17 protein-coding genes, 1 pseudogene and 1 riboswitch are annotated in these 17,320 nt (G+C 41.8%); of the genes and pseudogenes, 17 read left to right on the top strand and 1 reads right to left on the bottom strand.

All coding sequences use genetic code 11. The annotated features are described in order from the left end of the window. Positions 1-154: 154 nt before the first annotated feature. The 11 genes and pseudogenes from ACLGGR_RS05845 to ACLGGR_RS05895 all read left to right on the top strand — a co-directional run bounded on the left by ACLGGR_RS05845 (position 155) and on the right by ACLGGR_RS05895 (position 10,643). Entirely contained in the window at positions 155-1,030 is an 876-nt protein-coding gene (locus tag ACLGGR_RS05845; RefSeq protein ID WP_410972686.1) for an aldose 1-epimerase family protein, read from the top strand. A gap of 59 nt (positions 1,031-1,089) precedes the next feature. Further along, entirely contained in the window at positions 1,090-2,034 is a 945-nt protein-coding gene (deoR, locus tag ACLGGR_RS05850) for a DNA-binding transcriptional repressor DeoR (RefSeq protein WP_034281387.1), read from the top strand. Positions 2,035-2,118: 84 nt separating this feature from the next. Further along, the gene (deoC, locus tag ACLGGR_RS05855; RefSeq protein WP_133744373.1) at positions 2,119-2,790 is read left to right on the top strand and encodes a deoxyribose-phosphate aldolase; all 672 of its coding nucleotides are present in this window, start codon (positions 2,119-2,121) and stop codon (positions 2,788-2,790) included. Between the two features lie 166 nt (positions 2,791-2,956). Continuing rightward, complete coding sequence (locus ACLGGR_RS05860) at positions 2,957-4,138, top strand: NupC/NupG family nucleoside CNT transporter (protein WP_034281385.1); 1,182 nt, start codon at positions 2,957-2,959, stop codon at positions 4,136-4,138. Between the two features lie 25 nt (positions 4,139-4,163). Further along, a complete protein-coding gene (locus tag ACLGGR_RS05865; RefSeq protein ID WP_142946122.1) occupies positions 4,164-5,465 on the top strand; it encodes a pyrimidine-nucleoside phosphorylase in 1,302 nt (433 codons plus the stop codon). Between the two features lie 313 nt (positions 5,466-5,778). Beyond that, positions 5,779-6,263 (top strand): annotated as a pseudogene (locus ACLGGR_RS05870) (MarR family winged helix-turn-helix transcriptional regulator). Positions 6,264-6,276: 13 nt separating this feature from the next. Beyond that, positions 6,277-6,915, top strand: coding sequence for a nitroreductase family protein (locus tag ACLGGR_RS05875; RefSeq protein WP_410972687.1), 639 nt, complete (start codon positions 6,277-6,279; stop codon positions 6,913-6,915). A 25-nt stretch (positions 6,916-6,940) separates the two neighbouring features. Next, positions 6,941-7,234, top strand: a complete 294-nt coding sequence (locus tag ACLGGR_RS05880; protein ID WP_060597613.1) for a putative quinol monooxygenase — start codon at positions 6,941-6,943, stop codon at positions 7,232-7,234. Positions 7,235-7,423: 189 nt separating this feature from the next. Then, positions 7,424-9,805 carry an immune inhibitor A domain-containing protein gene (locus ACLGGR_RS05885; protein ID WP_410972688.1) on the top strand — a complete coding sequence of 794 codons (2,382 nt, stop codon included), beginning with the start codon at positions 7,424-7,426 and terminating at the stop codon, positions 9,803-9,805. 206 nt (positions 9,806-10,011) lie between these two features. After that, on the top strand, positions 10,012-10,266 hold the full coding sequence (locus ACLGGR_RS05890; RefSeq protein WP_142946126.1) for an ORF6C domain-containing protein: 255 nt from the start codon (positions 10,012-10,014) through the stop codon (positions 10,264-10,266). Between the two features lie 5 nt (positions 10,267-10,271). Continuing rightward, the gene (locus tag ACLGGR_RS05895; RefSeq protein ID WP_251216188.1) at positions 10,272-10,643 is read left to right on the top strand and encodes a DUF1304 domain-containing protein; all 372 of its coding nucleotides are present in this window, start codon (positions 10,272-10,274) and stop codon (positions 10,641-10,643) included. A 34-nt stretch (positions 10,644-10,677) separates the two neighbouring features. Here the strand turns inward: ACLGGR_RS05895 and ACLGGR_RS05900 are convergent, their stop codons facing one another. Continuing rightward, on the bottom strand, positions 10,678-10,842 hold the full coding sequence (locus tag ACLGGR_RS05900; protein ID WP_003214630.1) for a hypothetical protein: 165 nt from the start codon (positions 10,840-10,842) through the stop codon (positions 10,678-10,680). Positions 10,843-11,096: 254 nt separating this feature from the next. Here ACLGGR_RS05900 and ACLGGR_RS05905 point away from each other — a divergent pair, with 254 nt between their 5' ends. From ACLGGR_RS05905 to ACLGGR_RS05930, 6 genes are all read left to right on the top strand, one after another. Then, positions 11,097-11,753 carry a type 1 glutamine amidotransferase domain-containing protein gene (locus ACLGGR_RS05905; RefSeq protein WP_142946128.1) on the top strand — a complete coding sequence of 219 codons (657 nt, stop codon included), beginning with the start codon at positions 11,097-11,099 and terminating at the stop codon, positions 11,751-11,753. A 141-nt stretch (positions 11,754-11,894) separates the two neighbouring features. Further along, entirely contained in the window at positions 11,895-13,022 is a 1,128-nt protein-coding gene (locus tag ACLGGR_RS05910) for a hypothetical protein (protein WP_251216186.1), read from the top strand. A gap of 56 nt (positions 13,023-13,078) precedes the next feature. Further along, positions 13,079-13,182, top strand: a riboswitch (TPP riboswitch). An 87-nt stretch (positions 13,183-13,269) separates the two neighbouring features. Continuing rightward, entirely contained in the window at positions 13,270-13,956 is a 687-nt protein-coding gene (tenA, locus tag ACLGGR_RS05915) for a thiaminase II (RefSeq protein WP_410972689.1), read from the top strand. Beyond that, on the top strand, positions 13,953-14,552 hold the full coding sequence (locus ACLGGR_RS05920) for an ECF transporter S component (protein WP_251216184.1): 600 nt from the start codon (positions 13,953-13,955) through the stop codon (positions 14,550-14,552). Before tenA ends, ACLGGR_RS05920 begins: the two co-directional genes overlap by 4 nt. Further along, positions 14,527-16,125 carry an ABC transporter ATP-binding protein gene (locus ACLGGR_RS05925; protein ID WP_410972690.1) on the top strand — a complete coding sequence of 533 codons (1,599 nt, stop codon included), beginning with the start codon at positions 14,527-14,529 and terminating at the stop codon, positions 16,123-16,125. Before ACLGGR_RS05920 ends, ACLGGR_RS05925 begins: the two co-directional genes overlap by 26 nt. Further along, a complete protein-coding gene (locus ACLGGR_RS05930; RefSeq protein WP_142946133.1) occupies positions 16,115-16,849 on the top strand; it encodes an energy-coupling factor transporter transmembrane component T family protein in 735 nt (244 codons plus the stop codon). The genes ACLGGR_RS05925 and ACLGGR_RS05930 overlap by 11 nt, the downstream gene beginning before the upstream one ends. Positions 16,850-17,320 lie beyond the last annotated feature (471 nt).

A 17,320-nucleotide genomic window follows, 5' to 3' on the forward strand; every position in this document is an offset into this window, starting at 1 on the left:
TAGACGAATCAGCATTACATTTTGTTGGCGAATTTCTGTCTTTTTTAAAATTTTTTATACGAAAAAAGAATTGGTGGGTTAAGAGATGTCGAATTTGATACTCAAAACCAAAATCCCTGTCATAATAAAAGTAGAAGGAAAGGGGATGTGTTGAATGAGAACGATCGAAAATGATCAGTTATTGGTTCAGATTCATGAAAAGGGAGCGGAAGTCAGGGAGGTGCTTGACAAGGAAAGCGGGCGTCACTATATGTGGTCTGGTGACCCAGCTTATTGGGGCAGGGTGTCGCCTGTCTTGTTTCCGATTGTTGGGCGATTAATGAATGATCAATACAAGATGGACGATCAAACTTTTGAGCTCACGCAGCATGGATTTTTGCGTGATGTTAATTTTGATTTATATGAAGAAACGAAGCATACGGTGACCTTTCAATATGAATCAAGAGGCCGGCACGTGAAGCAATACCCGTATGAATTTACAGCGCGAATTCGTTATGAACTATTGAAAAATGGGCTGACGATTTCCTGGGAAATTGATCATGACGGAGAGAATACGATGTATTTCTCCATTGGAGGGCACCCAGCATTTCGTATTCCTCTTGTTGAAGGCGAGCAAACAGCAGATTATTCACTCACATTGACACCTTCCACTGAACATCTCTCTGTGCAATATGAACTGCGGAATTCACTTGTCAGGGAGAAAGAAAAAGGCATTCAGCTTGAGCCGATCCAGCTTCGGCCAGAGCTTTTTCAGCATGATGCGATGATCTTTAGTCATATCAATCGAGTGTCATTGACTTCAGGATCAGGTCACGGGGTTGAGGTCGATCTCACTGGCTTTCCTTTCGTTGGCATTTGGTCACCTTATGATCAAGAAAAAGGAACGATGGCTCCTTTTGTTTGTATTGAGCCTTGGTATGGCATCGCCGATATGGAAGGGACGAATGGGCAGTATAAAGAGAAGTTTGGTATTCAAACATTAGAAAAGAATGAGACCTTTCATGCCGCTTATACAATTTTCTTCAAATGAACATTTGTGCATGATGAGTTGAACAATTTGTTATGATAGAAGAAAAAGGGGGCGTATAAATGGATCGAGAGAAACAACAGCTGAGTATTGAAGCGGCAAGGCTCTATTATTTGTCTGATTACAGCCAGCAGGAAATTGCCAAACAGCTCGACCTGTCGAGACCGACTGTATCTCGGCTGCTTCAATATGCGAAAGAGAAGGGGTACGTCCAGATTACGGTGATGGATCCGTTTGAGGATCTAAATGAGCTTTCTTCATTACTCAAGGAAAAATATGACCTGCTCGAAGCTCATGTGGTGTTTTCGCCAAAGGACGACTATCCAACCATCACCGATTATTTGAGCCGATTTGGTGCAGATTACTTGCAAGAGACGGTGAAAGACGGCGATATCGTTGGCGTGAGCTGGGGAACGACTATGTATCAAATTGCACAAAAGATGCAACCTAAACAGGTAAAAGGTGTAGAGGTTGTCCAGCTCAAGGGCGGAATCAGTCATTCTCATGTGAATACATATTCAGCGGAAACCATCCAGCTGTTTGCTGAGGCCTTTCAAACAGCACCGCGCTATTTGCCGCTTCCTGTTGTATTTGATAGTGCTGCCGTCAAGGAGATGGTTGAGCAGGACAGACATATTCAGCGAATTATTGAAATGGGCAAGCAGGCGAATATCGCTGTGTTTACTGTTGGAACGGTAAGAGATGAGGCGCTTTTGTTTAGACTAGGTTATTTCCGTGAAGAAGAAAAAGCGCTCCTCAAGGCATCCAGTGTCGGAGACATTTGCTCGCGTTTTTATGATCAAGATGGACGCATTTGCAGTGAAGCCATTAACAATCGCACAATTGGCGTGGAGCTAGATGATTTAAGGACAAAAGAACGATCCATTCTTGTCGCTGGCGGTCATCGAAAGGTGGCTTCTATACACGGTGCACTAAGAGGAAAATATGCGAATGTATTGATCATCGATCAGCACACAGCGAGGGCTCTTTTAAATGTCACAAAATAGATGAACAAAATTTCATAACCATGTTTACAATTGTTCATCTGTCATATATGATGAAAGTATCATAATTAAAAGGAAGTGTGAAGCATGACGATAGCAAAGCTCATTGATCATACAGCACTAAAACCAGATACATCTAGAGCCGCAATTATGCAGCTACTTGAAGAAGCAAAGACTCATCAATTTGCATCTGTTTGCGTGAACCCAACTTGGGTATCTCTTGCGTCGAAAGAACTAGCAGGAACAGGTGTTGATGTATGTACAGTCATCGGTTTCCCGTTAGGCGCAAACACAACAGCGGTAAAAGCATTCGAAACAAAGGATGCGATTGAAAACGGTGCAACAGAAGTGGACATGGTCATCAATGTTGCGGCATTGAAAGACGGCGAATATGATGTGGTTGAACAAGATATTCGTGCAGTTGTAGATGCAGCAAAAGGCAAGGCATTAGTGAAAGTCATTATTGAAACATGTTTACTTACTGATGAAGAGAAAGTCAAAGCTTGTGAGCTTTCAGTGAAAGCCGGCGCTGATTTCGTGAAAACATCGACTGGATTTAGTACAGGCGGTGCGACTGCTGAGGACATCGCATTAATGCGTAAAACAGTAGGACCTGACATCGGTGTGAAAGCATCAGGTGGCGTGAGAACAAAAGAAGACGTTGAGGCAATGACAGCAGCAGGTGCTACCCGTATTGGCGCTAGTGCAGGCGTTTCCATTATCAAAGGGGATCAATCAGCTCCTTCGAAAGACTATTAATTCATACGATCCTATGGTAGGATAACATTCATGACTCATAAATGATGAAAAAGTCATATGCGGAAGGATCTCACTTCTGGGAAATTCTTCCGCGTTTTGTTTACGAAATAGGGTTTGTTCCATACAAGCGCATTAATGTAAACGAATTCATTCAAGGAGGAAAAACATGAAATACGTGATTGGTATCATCGGTTTGCTAGTGATTCTCGCCATTGCATGGCTGGCTAGTAATGGGAAAAAACGAGTGAAATTCCGTCCAGTAATTGTCATGATTGTACTGCAATTTATTTTAGGTTATATTCTGCTCAATACAGGTGTTGGAAACTTCCTAGTCGGAGGGTTTGCAAAAGGATTCCAAATGCTTCTAGGCTATGCCGGTGAAGGAATCAACTTCGTATTTGGCGGGTTAATGAATGATAAAGCATCCACTTTCTTCATCAACGTCTTACTGCCAATCGTCTTTATCTCGGCGTTGATCGGTATTTTGCAGCATTGGCGTATTCTTCCGCTTATCGTACGCGGAATCGGATATTTGCTTAGTAAAGTAAACGGTATGGGGAAACTAGAATCTTACAACGCAGTAGCGTCTGCGATTTTAGGTCAATCAGAAGTCTTTATTTCTATTAAGAAACAGCTTGGATTATTGCCTCAGCAGCGTCTTTATACATTATGTGCATCTGCAATGTCGACGGTATCAATGTCGATTGTTGGTGCGTACATGCAAATGATTAAACCAGAGTACGTGGTTACAGCACTTGTGCTGAACCTATTTGGTGGATTTATTATCGCATCAATCATCAATCCATATGAAGTGTCTAAGGACGAAGACATGCTTGAAGTCGTCGAGGAAGAAAGACAATCCTTCTTCGAAATGCTTGGCGAATACATCATGGATGGTTTCAAAGTAGCGATTGTTGTTGCTGCAATGTTGATTGGGTTCGTTGCATTAATTGCGATGATTAACGGTATCTTTACAGCAGTCATTGGTGTTTCTTTCCAAGATGTACTTGGATATGTTTTTGCTCCATTTGCGTTCCTTGTTGGTGTACCTTGGAGCGAAGCGGTACAAGCAGGAAGCATTATGGCAACCAAAATGGTATCCAACGAATTTGTTGCGATGCTCGCTCTATCTGGAGACGGTCTGCATTTCACTGCGCGTACAGAAGCGATCATTTCTGTATTCCTTGTATCATTTGCGAACTTCTCTTCTATCGGTATCATTGCTGGAGCAGTCAAAGGCTTAAACGAAAAGCAAGGAAACGTTGTCGCACGATTTGGATTAAAGCTGTTATTCGGTGCAACTCTTGTCAGCTTCTTAACAGCAGGCGTTGTCGGTTTAATTTTCTAATTTAAAAAAAGGAATGGTGAAAACAATGAGAATGGTAGATATCATTGCGAAAAAACGTGACGGAAAAGAATTATCTTCAGAGGAAATTTCTTTCTTTGTCAAAGGTTATACGGATGGAACAATTCCTGACTACCAAGCAAGTGCCTTGGCTATGGCGATTTTCTTCCAAGATATGACGGATCAAGAACGTGCAGACTTAACACTCGCTATGGCGAACTCAGGAGATACAATTGACCTGTCTGCCATTGACGGTATTAAAGTAGACAAGCACTCAACAGGCGGTGTAGGCGATACAACAACGCTTGTACTCGCTCCTCTTGTTGCAGCACTAGATGTACCTGTTGCGAAAATGTCTGGGCGCGGCCTTGGGCATACAGGCGGTACTGTGGACAAGCTTGAAGCGGTCAAAGGCTTCCACGTAGAAATTACAAAAGACGAATTCATCGAGCTCGTGAACCGTCATAAAGTAGCGGTCATTGGGCAATCAGGCAACCTGACACCAGCTGATAAAAAGCTATATGCACTTCGTGATGTGACAGGAACCGTTAACTCAATTCCGCTTATTGCAAGCTCCATTATGAGTAAGAAAATTGCTGCTGGTGCAGATGCAATCGTACTTGATGTGAAAACAGGCGCTGGTGCTTTCATGAAAACACCAGAAGACTCTGAGAAGCTTGCAAAAGCTATGGTACGCATCGGAAACAACGTAGGCAGACAAACAATGGCTGTCATCTCTGATATGTCTCAGCCGCTAGGATTAGCGATTGGAAATTCCCTTGAGGTGAAAGAAGCGATTGACACACTAAGAGGCGAAGGTCCTGAAGACTTAAACGAGCTTGTGCTCACATTAGGAAGTCAAATGGTCGTTCTTGCGAAAAAAGCAGACACACTTGATGAAGCAAGAGAAAAGCTGATTGAAGTGATGAAAAACGGCAAAGCACTTGAGAAATTCAAGGAATTCTTAGAAAATCAAGGTGGAGACAGCTCGATTGTGGATCAGCCTGAAAAACTGCCGCAAGCACCTTACAAAATTGAAGTACCTGCCAAAGAATCAGGTGTCGTAGCTGAAATCGTCGCGGACGAAATCGGTGTTGCAGCGATGATTCTTGGAGCAGGACGCGCAACAAAAGAGGACGATATCGACCTATCTGTCGGCATCATGCTGAACAAAAAAGTGGGCGATCGTGTTGAAAAAGGAGATTCACTTGTGACACTGCATGCAAATCGTGAAGATGTTGCAAATGTCGTGGAGAAAATTTATGACAACATCCGCATCGCTGATCATGCCGATGCACCAACATTGATTCATACAGTGATTACAGAATAAAGAGAAGGAGACAAAAGTGATAAATCGCTTTTGTCTTTTTTTATGAAAATTTTAGGAGATACCCCTTCTAAGTATAATAAGTTAGATGAATGGGAGGGATAAACCATGAGGATGCTCAAACTCATTCTCTTTATTTTCGTTGTATTGATGATCATTGGATTTATCAGCTACTATGCGGGACCAACAACGACACCAGATTCTTAAGGCGGGCATTCAGCTCGTCTTTTTCTATTGAAATAAAAAAATTCACTTTATGAAACAAACCTCTTGCAATCATCAAACAATGGGTGTATATTAATTGACGAGTCAATGATTGATATATCAAGTAATTGATTTCTGAATAGAAAAGAGGGGATGGCATTGACTGCATTTTGCTCTGAAGAGGCAGAGGTATTATATCGTTTGCAGTGCGTGAACCGTATGATGGGTGTGAAGTTCGAAGCATGCACGGGCATCAGCCAATCAAGACTTGAGTTGCTATCGCTGTTATTCCAAGCCGATGAAATCAGCCAATCAGATTTGCAGAAAAAAGTAAATATTGATAGTGCAGCTGTGACGCGTCATTTAAAACAGTTAGAAACAAAAGGAATGGTCACACGCAGAAGAAAACCAGAAGATAATCGAGTCACACTTGTTCGCTTAACAGATGAAGGCAGAACAAGAATCGAAGCTTCTAAAATAGAAAAAGAACGATTTATCTCAGAAATGCTTGAAAACGTAAGTGAAGAAGAACGAAGGCTTCTCACTGATGTGCTCATCCGTATACAACAAAACATCGAAAAGATTCAAACAACTTAAAGGAGTGTTACACATGGCTACAACATTAAAAACAAACGATTTTATGGAAATTATGAAAGGGCGCCGCTCTATTCGTAACTATGATCCATCTGTGAAAATCAGCAAAGAAGAAATGACAGAGATTTTAGAAGAAGCAACAACTGCACCATCATCAGTAAATGCACAGCCTTGGCGCTTCATGGTCATTGACAGCCCAGAAGGAAAAGAAAAGCTTGCACCACTTGCAAAATTCAACCAAACTCAAGTGTCAACATCAGCAGCTGTCATTGCAGTTTTTGCAGATATGAAAAACAATGAATACTTAGAAGAAATTTATTCAAAAGCTGTAGAAAATGGCTACATGCCGCAAGAAGTGAAAGAAAGACAAATTGCTGCATTAACTGCACACTTTGAGGTTCTTCCAGAGCAAGTGAACCGCGAAACAATTTTAATTGACGGTGGAATTGTGTCTATGCAGCTTATGCTTGCTGCACGTGCACACGGCTATGATACAAATCCAATTGGCGGATTTGATAAAGAAGTCATCGCTGAAACATTTGGCTGGGATAAAGAACGTTATGTACCAGTGATGCTGTTATCAATTGGGAAAGCTGCTGACGAAGGCTATGCATCTTACCGCTTACCGATTGAGCGCATTACAGAGTGGAAATAATATTTTTTAAAAAGGAGACGATTAGATGATTATTATTCATGCAGGGATGACCATTCATCCAGAAAAAGAAAACGTATTTCTAGAAGAAATCAATGCATTAATGAAAGCTTCACAGGCTGAAGAAGGCAATGTTTCTTACAAACTTTTCAAGGACACAGAAAAGGAAAATACCTTTTTAATGGTAGAAGTGTGGAAAGATGACGCTGCGGTTCAGAGCCATAATGCAAGTGCTCATTTCCAGGCTTTCGTAGCGAAGGCAAAAGAATTCTTAGCCGCTCCACTTGACGTAGTTGCCTTTCAAGGCCAGCAGCTTTCATAGAAAAACAACAAACACCCTAGGCGGTTATCGCCTAGGGTTCTTTTATTTTCGACATATAGTTCCACCCATTTCATTCCCGTATTGTGCATTTCCCACAAAATTTCTGAAAATAAAATGTTTTTCGACTTAACTATATTGGAATATGCTAGAATTAGATATTATTTATTACCAAATTAGGGAGGAACCAATATGAAAAAAGGGAAATGGACGAAAATTGCACTAACTGCTGTCCTTAGTTTAGGCACATTGACAGCTTTCAGCACCCCTCTATCTGCCCATACCACAGAAAAATCAACATCCTCAGATGGCGGTCATTATTCAGGTATTCCATTTGACTCAAGTGTCGTGAATGAAGACCGTCTCATCAAAGCCCTGAAAAAACAAGGAAAGATTAAAAAGAATGCCAATGAGGCAGAAACCCAAAAAGCATTAAAAAACTATCTAAAGAAAAAAGAAGAATCGGCAATGAAACAAAGTGCCAGCACCTTAACAGAGGAGCCTGAATTCCTGAAAGAATATAAACAAAAGGTACATAACAAACTTGCCAAAAAGAAAAAGTTAAAGAAGCATAATGGAAAAGAAGGCAATCAAGTAAAACCGGTCAAAAAGGAAAAGTATAAAGGTGACGTCCGCAATGATAAGGTATTGGTTTTATTAGTAGATTTTAAAGATTATAAGCATAATAGTATCAAAAAAGAAGAGACTGATATGTACTATGACAAGTACGATCAACAGCACTACCAAGATATGCTTTTCGGAAAAAATGGCTACATCGGTCCAGATGGGAAACGAAAAGTATCCATGAAGCAATATTATGAAAAGCAGTCCGGCGGCAGTTATACAGTCAGTGGAACAGTTGCAGGATGGTATACAGCAAAGCATGAAGCAGCTTATTACGGCGGGAATGTACCTGATGATTCAGGCAGTGACGGCAGACCGCGTGAATTGGTGAAAGAAGCACTCGAAGCAGCAGCAAAAGATCCGAATGTTGATCTCGGCGAGTATGATCAATGGGACCGCTATGATATTGATGGCGACGGTGTTTATAACGAGCCAGACGGCATCATTGACCATCTGATGGTCGTTCACGCCGGTGTAGGTGAAGAAGCAGGCGGCGGACAACTTGGCGCTGATGCGATTTGGTCACACCGCTGGTCACTTGGTGATGTATTTGAAATTCCGGACACTGAATCTGAAGTCGGACAAGGCGGAAAATTAGGCGCATTGGATTACACCATTGAGCCTGAAGATGGCGCAGCAGGTGTGTTCACACATGAATTCGGACATGATCTTGGTCTTCCTGACGAGTATGATACACAGTACACAGGCAGAGGAGAGCCCGTTTCTTACTGGTCGATCATGTCAAGCGGAAGCTGGGCAGGTAAAGTTCCTGGTACGGAACCAACAGGCTTTAGCCCATATGCGAAAGAAATGCTTCAAAATCTGCATGGGGGCAACTGGCTTTCTGGACAAACCATCGATGGTAAAACATTAAAGAAAAGCAAAACAGTATTAATTGATGAAGCAGCAACAAAAGGAACGAACCATGATGCCGTTCGAGTCGATTTACCAGATAAAGAGATTGTCGTCACGACACCTGCTCAAGGGGAATATTCGTACTTCAGTGGAACGGGTGACAATTTGAATGCAACCATGACGACAACAGGTATTGATTTGTCGAAGGGAAGCAAAGCAGAGCTGACATTTAAAGCATGGTACGATATTGAAGAAGATTATGATTATGCGTATGTAGAAGTGCGTGAAACAGGGACTGATCAATGGAAGACCATCGCGGGTAACATCACGAATGATCGAAATGAAGCAGGTGCAAACGAAGGCAATGGCATCGACGGAAAATCAGACGGCTGGGTAGATGCAGCATTTGATCTGTCTGCTTATGCAGGGAAAAAAATCGACCTGCAATTCCGTTACACAACTGATGCAGGCTATTCACTTCCAGGCTTATTCGTAGATGATCTGAACGTCACAGCAGATGGAACGAAAGTATGGTCAGATGATGCCGAGGGTACATCCACTTTTACCTTTAATGGATTCTCAAAATCTAATGGAAAACAATATGCAGCACAATACTATTTACTAGAGTGGCGCTCTTATGCGGATGTCGATAAAGGCTTAAAGCATATTAAACGCGGTGCAAGTCTGATGAGCTATAATAACGGTTTGGTCGTGTGGTATGTCGATCAATCATACAGTGATAACTGGGTTGGAAAGCATCCGGGGAACGGCTTCCTTGGTGTAGTAGATGCAGATCAGCAAGTATTAAAATGGAGTGACGGTTCCATTGCCGCCACAGGGTTCCAAGTACATGATGCAGCATTCTCTTTGAATCCAAGTACGAAGCTGAATATAGATTATACAGCAACAACGGGCTTAACTTTGCAAGATCGCTACATTCGCCCGGCGCATACATTTAGTGATAAAACGAACTATGTCAATCCAAACAACCCAGATGCAGGACGCGATGTACCGACATATGGGTTATCCTTTAAAGTCGTTGGACAAAGTAAGGATCGTTCTGTTGGAAAGGTGTTAATTTCGAAAAGTAATTAAATAGAAAGCCGGATTCTACTAATGAATCCGGCTTTTTGATATGTGAAAAAATGATTGTGAGGACACGATTTGTTTTTTAATCGAATGTCTGTTCTTTTTTATTTTGATATCCGAATGAAACCATTATATAATAGACATTGGAAGGTTTTTCTTTCAACCATGATTCTTTTTAGCTGTTAAAACAAAGGAAAGGATGAGCGTTACCAATGAGTTGTGTCACTGCCAAGCAATTAAAGGTGATTCGAGGGACGATGCAGACTTTTTGCAGCCATTTGGAGTATGATGGCCACGGTAAGCTTCATATCAATACCATCATGGCTTTTATTAAAAAGGAATTCGGCGTGAGAAAAATGAAAGACATTCCACAAAGTCGCTTTACAGAAGCGCTAGAATTAATACAAGACTTTGATTTATACACGGACAAAATAGAGATACGTGAACGTCTACCAGAAAGGAATTAACTAATTTGAATATTTTAGCAATGATCTTAGTAGGAATTGTCGCATTAGAACACATTGTCATCATGTTATTAGAAATGTTTTTTATGGAATCAAAGATGGCGAAGAGGTCTTTTAAGCTGCCAGAACACTTGCAAAAAGATCCAAATGTCAAAGTCATGTTTGCCAATCAGGGGCTTTATAACGGGTTTTTAGCGGCAGGACTCATTTGGGGGCTCATTCTTGGAGCGAATACCGTTGGATATATGATTCAGCTGTTTTTCATTCTTTGTGTGATCATCGCAGCAGTATTTGGCGGTGTAACATCCAATAAATCAATTATCATCAAACAAGGAGTACCAGCGCTTCTTGCACTCATTGCACTGATGCTGGCGATCTAATCTTAAATAAAGCCGCCCCTAGTGAGGGCGGCTTTTATCTTTTTCGAAGACCCATCAAACGAATAATGGATGTCAGACAAAGGGCAACGGCAACGGCCAAAATAATTTTTCCGTACATGACCCCTGTTAGGTTCATCAAAAAGACGGCCAATATAATACAGAGTGTGATGATGATCATCACAATCGAATAGGTTTTCATCTCTTTTCCACTCCTTTAAAAACTCCTCATGTGACGAGAAATCTGTCAATCTTTCCTCATATTATATCACTCAAAGACAATTTTACATGAAATTCCCTACCAATAGAATGTGACATATTGATTAGATTTGGAGTTATACCATATTTTTTAGAAAATCGGGTATAACATAAAGAGCTGGTTCGAATTCATATTGCTTGATATTTAATTGTGCAAAATATAAAATAGCCACATGATAAATCGAAAGGATGATCAAGATGAGTAAGAAAGTGTTATTAGTATCGACAAGCAGCCCGGAAATGAATGGACATCCAACAGGCTTATGGCTAGAAGAGTTGGCAGAGCCATTTCATATTTTTAAAGAAAATGAACTAGAAGTACAAATTGTCTCTATTCAAGGTGGCACTGTACCAATTGACAAAAATTCAATTCCTGAAGGTGTTCCAGCGCAATATCAAGATGTGTATGAATTACTTCAAGACACAAAGGCGCTTACAGATGTGAATCCAGCTGATTATGACGGCATTTTCTTTGCCGGAGGACACGGCCCTATGATCGACTTTGCGTCTAATCAACTGGTAGCGGATGCGATCTTAGCGGTTTCAGATAGAAATGGTGCGATCGGAGCCGTTTGTCATGGCGTTTCAGCATTCGTTGATGTGAAGGACCAAGATGGCAAATCATTTATCGAAGGTAAAAAAATTACAGGCTTCACAAACGAAGAAGAGGAAGCCGTGCAGCTGACATCAAAAGTTCCATTTTTATTGGAAACAAAACTTCGTGAGCAGGGGGCAGCGTTTGAAAAAGGAGATGCCTTTGCGCCATTTGCTGTAGTTGACGGACAAATCATTACTGGACAAAACCCAGGATCAAGTGCAGAAACAGCACGCTTGTTTGTCAAAACCATTGCATAAAACGATCAAAAACCAGCCGTCACTCATGCGGCTGGTTTTTTTGTTATAAAAATGTCCCAAAAAAGACCAAAACAATTATTAGAATAATGGTAAAATAATCACAGGGTAAAAAACCCAAATAAGGAAAAAGGGGATGTTCCTGTGAGAGCATTTTATGTCAAAATCACCGCCGCTTTACTGTCTGTTTTACTCGTCGCAACAAGTTTATTTTCACCAGCTTTAAAAGCAGAAGAAGCACCAAAATCAAATGGAAAACAATCACTCCTGACGGAAAAAGCGATTCAGCAAGTGCAAGAGTCGTTTGAAAAGCAGGATAAAGGGACTGCGGTTCAACAGAAGCAAGTAAAAAAATCATTTAAAGTAGATAAGAAAAAGGGAATAAGTATTAAACGAAAAGCGGCTGCAGATGGAAAGATGCGGACGTCTGCCGTTCGCTCTATTGATGGACTAGCTATTAATCAATCGGCAGTTTTAAATGAGGAAGATCCAGTTGATTTATGGTTCTTAAGTACATCGTCCCCTCAGGCACTTATCAGTAGGATTACCTCTCCAAATGCTGATTATTTCGTTCAATTATTTGTTATTGATTTTGAAGCAGGACAAGCCTATCCAACCGATCTTATTCAACCGGCAGGCAGTCTGCTTGCGTTAAGCAATTTACCAGCGGGTGATTATGCGTTTGGTATTACCAGCGGTGGAGACTTTGGAGACTCATATACATTACAAGTGAATGCAAAAAACCCACCAAATTTCACAGGTGCTGAATCCCTGTCATCAACATTGCAATACTTTGTTGCTGCGTATGCCAATGGGGATGTTTTCGCAAATGGTACAAAAGTGTATAACAAACAATCTAAGACCGCCGATTATAAATGGGAGCGTGTGTTTTATTTCTCATATGATGGAAAATATGACCAGAGAACTCATTCTGTTGACAGTGTGAAAGTGAAAAGTATTTCGGCACCAGTGTCGTACTCTGCTCCATACGCAAGTTCCTCAGAGGCCATTCTTGTCTACTTAGATGTGGAGACTTTATTTATGTATCATGAATCATCGTTTGCTAGCGGGCAGTACTACCATAGTAGCTTTGTTGATACTCTCGGGAAGACAACGCCAAGGCGTTTAGATATTGATGATTTGACAAATTACGGTGATCATATTTTAGCTGTAGATTTAAAAACAGGAAAGCCAATTGATTTCTTCAGTGTGTTGAATTTCTACTATGCCGCAGGGATCGAGAAGCTGCCAACAATCAGCACGTTGAATTAAGAAAGGCGGTTGACATCAAATCGCCACATGTGTAGAGTAAAGATAATTAAATGACAAAAGTCCACTAGGGGAGTCATGTATGACTGAGACAAGAGGAAATCTTGGACCCTTTGAACCTGATCTAGTTCGTACTAGCGGAGGGAAGTGGAGCTGGACCTTGTCTTATTCATTTTTGAATCGATAAGAAGGCCGCTCCATTTGGGGTGGCTTTTTCATTTATTCAACTGAAGAAGAGGAGGCTTTTTTTATGACATTTTCAACTCAATTAAGACAAGAAGCAGAACCATTATTTGAAGCGATTTATCAGCATCCGTTTGTGAGAGGACTTGCAGCAGGAGAACTCGAAAAGGAACAGATCATTCATTATGTCAAACAGGATGCAGAATATTTAAATGCCTTTATTAAAATTTATGCGGCAGCCGTTAGCAGATGTACAGACAGAGAAGACATTACCTTTTTCCATCAACAAATGGCTTTTGTCCTTGATAGTGAGACACACCCTCATCAAAACCTTTGCCGAGTGGCAGGAGTAGCATATGATGAGCTTCAAGGTGCTTCTTTGGCTCCGAGTGCTCATCACTATATTCATCACATGCTGCAAGTCGCACAAGAAGGCACACTTGGTGAAATCATCGCTGTCCTGCTTCCATGTCCTTGCACATATTGGGAAATAGGGAAACGAATGCTCACTGATGTGCAGCCAGACCCGTCACATCCGTTTTATGAGTGGATCACGTTTTATGGAGGATTAACTGATTCTGTCACAGGTGAGCTTTGCAAGCGGCTAGATCAATTGGCAGAAGCAGCAAGTGAGAAGGAAAAGGAAAAAATGAAACAGCACTTTATCTTAAGCTGCCAGCTTGAGTATAAGTTTTGGGAAATGGCCTTCACTGTTGAAGAGTGGCCAGTTCAACTGGAGGTGCATTCATCATGACATGGAAGATGAAAGAAGTCGTCCTTGCGGTGATTTTATCCGTTGCGTGCGGTGTGATCTATTTAGGATGGTCGACGCTTTACTTACCGATTACAGCACTTGTGGGCCCAGCAGGAGGCAACATCATGTTTGGAATATGGGTCATTGCCAGTCCAATCGTTGCGTATATCATTCAAAAGCCGGGGGCTGCCCTGATTGCGGAAACGGCCGCCGCAGCTGTGGAATTATTGACAGGCAGCCACTTCGGACTTTCAGCTCTGCTGATTGGTGTATGCCAAGGGCTTGGGGCAGAACTCGCCTTCGCTCTTTTTGGTTATAAACGGTATCGCATGTGGACACTGATGCTGTCTGGTGCCTTTGCCGCTATCGGAGCGATGGCTTACAGTCTCGTGGCAAATGGCTTTGGATATTACACGCCTCAAGTTTTACTTATGACGCTTGTGACTCAAATCATTAGTGGAATGATACTTGGCGGATGTCTTGCGAAAGTGGTGGTGGACGCACTATCCAAAACCGGTGTACTGAATCAATATGCCATCATGAAAGAAAAACGAAACAAAGGTGAACAGCATGAATTCATTTCTCGCGTGCAATGATCTGACTGTCCGTTTTTATGAACAGCCTAAGCCAGTTTTGCATCAAATCTCCCTTACGATTCAAAAAGGGGAAAAGGTGCTGATTTTAGGACCGAGCGGAAGCGGGAAATCCACGCTCATTTCGGTTCTGGCTGGAATCATTCCAGAGCATGTGGAAGCAGACATGCAGGGTGAAGTGGTGTTACAAAGACATACAGGCGTCATGTTTCAAGATCCAGACTCTCAGTTTTGTATGCACCGCGTCAATGAAGAAATTGCCTTTAGCTTAGAGAACCGTTCCGTCCCTCGTGAAGAGATGGATGACATCATTCAGCAGCTCATGCAAAAAGTCCAATTGGATGTCGATCCGCATACAGAGATTCACACTTTATCTGGCGGCATGAAGCAGCGATTGGCACTTGCTTGTTTACTAGCATTACAGCCGGATGTTCTATTCTTTGATGAACCAACCGCACAGCTTGACCCGGCAGGTAGAATGGACATATTTCAACTGCTGCAGCAGCTTGCAGCCGATCAGCAGCAAACCATGATTTTTGTAGAGCATGTGCTTGATGGTGTCATCGAATGGATGGACCGGGTGATTTTATTAGATGATCAAGGCAGCATTTTAGCAGATGGATCTCCAAAAGATGTGCTCAGGGCATATGAAGAAGAAATGAAAGAGGCAGGGATTTGGCGGCCAAAATTATTTCCCGAGAAATGGTCCACGATTGTTCAAGATCCATTTCATCCACTGAGTCAAACCCTTATGCAAACCTTTGAAGCAAGAAAAGAGCAGCATGAAGAAATGCCGTCAATCAGTCGAGAAACAATGATTCGTACAGACGACCTTCAATTAAGCTACGGGAAAAAGAGGATTATGAGTAACCTTCAGCTGGATATCAAAGCAGGAAATTGGGTGGCGATTATTGGAGAAAATGGGAGCGGTAAAAGTACGTGTCTCAAACATTTGATCCGCTTAGAGCCAGCTAAAAAAGGTCATATTTTCTTAAAAGGAACAGACCTTAAAAAATGGTCTGACCGACTACTCTATGAAAAAGCAGGCTTTGTGTTTCAAAATCCGGAGCTTCAATTTATACAAGACACAGTATTCGATGAAATTGCCTTTGGCGGCAGACAGCGAAGCTGGCCAGAATCAGTCGTACAAGAAAAAACGGTTCAGCTGCTGAAAGAGTTTGGCTTAGAGAAGCATGCAAAAGCACATCCCTTCACCTTAAGTTTAGGGCAAAAAAGAAGATTGAGTGTTGCCACGATGCTCCTTTTTGATCAAGATGTATTGCTGTTAGATGAACCGACTTTCGGGCAGGATGAAAAAACGGCGAAGGAATTAATGAGGCGTTTAAAAGAGCGTCAGCGCCAAGGCACTACCATTGTGATGGTCACACATGATATGGAGCTTGTCGATGAGTGTGCCGATCAAGTGCTTCTTTTTCATCAAGGGAAGCATGTGTATGATGGCACCCCTTATGATTTATTTTCAAATCAAGAACTTGTCGATGCTTATCAGCTGAGAGCACCTTTACATTATCGCTATGTGGCTGAAAGAAAGGACGTGCTGACGATTGCAAAGTAATCACTCCTTTCTCTCCACTGTGAATCCAGTCATGAAATTACTCGCTCATCTGCTTGCGATGTGCTGTCTCATGGCGATTTCCGACCCTAAAACAACCTTTATCATTTGGCTGTTTGCTCTTGGCATTGGAGTTGTTTTAGGTGGATGGAATATGAAGTATCTCGTTACAAGGCTTGTCCCTTATCTGCTCTTTTTTATTCTCGTGTTCTGGATGATGGCGGCCTTCGGCAAGGGGGATCATACCGTTTGGAAGTGGGCGTGGTTTCATATCACAGAGGAGAGTTTAAGAAATGGGCTCACCATCGCTTTCAGAATGCTTGGATTTGTGACATTTGGTCTCCTTTTTACGTCCACAACAGATTTAACGGCATTTATGATGAGTCTGATTCACCAATGCCGAATGTCCCCAAAATGGGCGTATGGAATGCTTGCCGGCTTCCGGTTTATTCCGTTATTTCAAAGTGAATTAAAGCAAATGAAGGCTGCACATAAAATCAGAGGCTACAAGCAAAAAAACAGCTGGAAAGCCTTTATGCGTTATGCATTGCCCCTTTTTACGCAGGGTGTACGAAAATCAGAGCGCTTAGCGATTGCAATGGAAGCCAGGGGCTTCACCGGGACGAGAGAGCGAACGTATTATCATATCATCAGCACCTCATGGATTGACTATATGTATCTTTTTCTCATCGGTATCAGTGTCTTTATGTGCATTACCTTTGTTTAAAAAACACCCACATTCTCTTGATAGAATGTGGGCTTTTTATATATCTTAGGTCATTTGATTGATATTAGTGCACATTACAGGCTGTAATAGATCATATAACGAACCGATAAAGAAGATGTACTGAGAAAAAGAGAGGATGAACGTAAGCGAATGTCACAGAGAATCGATAACATAATAGACGCTTTACCAATCATTGGGCTCGCTATGAGAGAGCAACTAACCTTTTCTGTTTTAGGGAAAGAGAGGGTTCTTTATTATCAGCAGCATGGGAATATTGATTTAGGATTTAAAGCTGGTGATACAGTAGATGCTGGATTCCAAAACTTTGCGATGCTGAAAAATGGGAGAGAACCATCGTTTATCCAAATTCCGAAAGAAGTATACGGGATTCCAATGGATATCGTAGCCGTTCCAATTACTGATGAATCAGGTCAAGTGGTTGCTGCCTTCTGTGTGGCCTATGACCAAACG

It is taken from the genome of Bacillus sp. BD48, from assembly GCF_046566805.1.
GTDB lineage: Bacteria > Bacillota > Bacilli > Bacillales > Bacillaceae > Bacillus > Bacillus safensis.

Excerpts from the sequence above, each read along its gene's own strand:
- ACLGGR_RS05845 (WP_410972686.1), top strand. The coding sequence starts at position 155 with ATGAGAACGATCGAAAATGATCAGTTATTGGTTCAGATTCATGAAAAG.
- deoR (WP_034281387.1), top strand. The coding sequence starts at position 1,090 with ATGGATCGAGAGAAACAACAGCTGAGTATTGAAGCGGCAAGGCTCTAT.
- deoC (WP_133744373.1), top strand. The coding sequence starts at position 2,119 with ATGACGATAGCAAAGCTCATTGATCATACAGCACTAAAACCAGATACA.
- ACLGGR_RS05860 (WP_034281385.1), top strand. The coding sequence starts at position 2,957 with ATGAAATACGTGATTGGTATCATCGGTTTGCTAGTGATTCTCGCCATT.
- ACLGGR_RS05865 (WP_142946122.1), top strand. The coding sequence starts at position 4,164 with ATGAGAATGGTAGATATCATTGCGAAAAAACGTGACGGAAAAGAATTA.
- ACLGGR_RS05875 (WP_410972687.1), top strand. The coding sequence starts at position 6,277 with ATGGCTACAACATTAAAAACAAACGATTTTATGGAAATTATGAAAGGG.
- ACLGGR_RS05880 (WP_060597613.1), top strand. The coding sequence starts at position 6,941 with ATGATTATTATTCATGCAGGGATGACCATTCATCCAGAAAAAGAAAAC.
- ACLGGR_RS05885 (WP_410972688.1), top strand. The coding sequence starts at position 7,424 with ATGAAAAAAGGGAAATGGACGAAAATTGCACTAACTGCTGTCCTTAGT.
- ACLGGR_RS05890 (WP_142946126.1), top strand. The coding sequence starts at position 10,012 with ATGAGTTGTGTCACTGCCAAGCAATTAAAGGTGATTCGAGGGACGATG.
- ACLGGR_RS05900 (WP_003214630.1), bottom strand. The coding sequence starts at position 10,842 with ATGAAAACCTATTCGATTGTGATGATCATCATCACACTCTGTATTATA.
- ACLGGR_RS05905 (WP_142946128.1), top strand. The coding sequence starts at position 11,097 with ATGAGTAAGAAAGTGTTATTAGTATCGACAAGCAGCCCGGAAATGAAT.
- tenA (WP_410972689.1), top strand. The coding sequence starts at position 13,270 with ATGACATTTTCAACTCAATTAAGACAAGAAGCAGAACCATTATTTGAA.
- ACLGGR_RS05920 (WP_251216184.1), top strand. The coding sequence starts at position 13,953 with ATGACATGGAAGATGAAAGAAGTCGTCCTTGCGGTGATTTTATCCGTT.
- ACLGGR_RS05925 (WP_410972690.1), top strand. The coding sequence starts at position 14,527 with ATGAATTCATTTCTCGCGTGCAATGATCTGACTGTCCGTTTTTATGAA.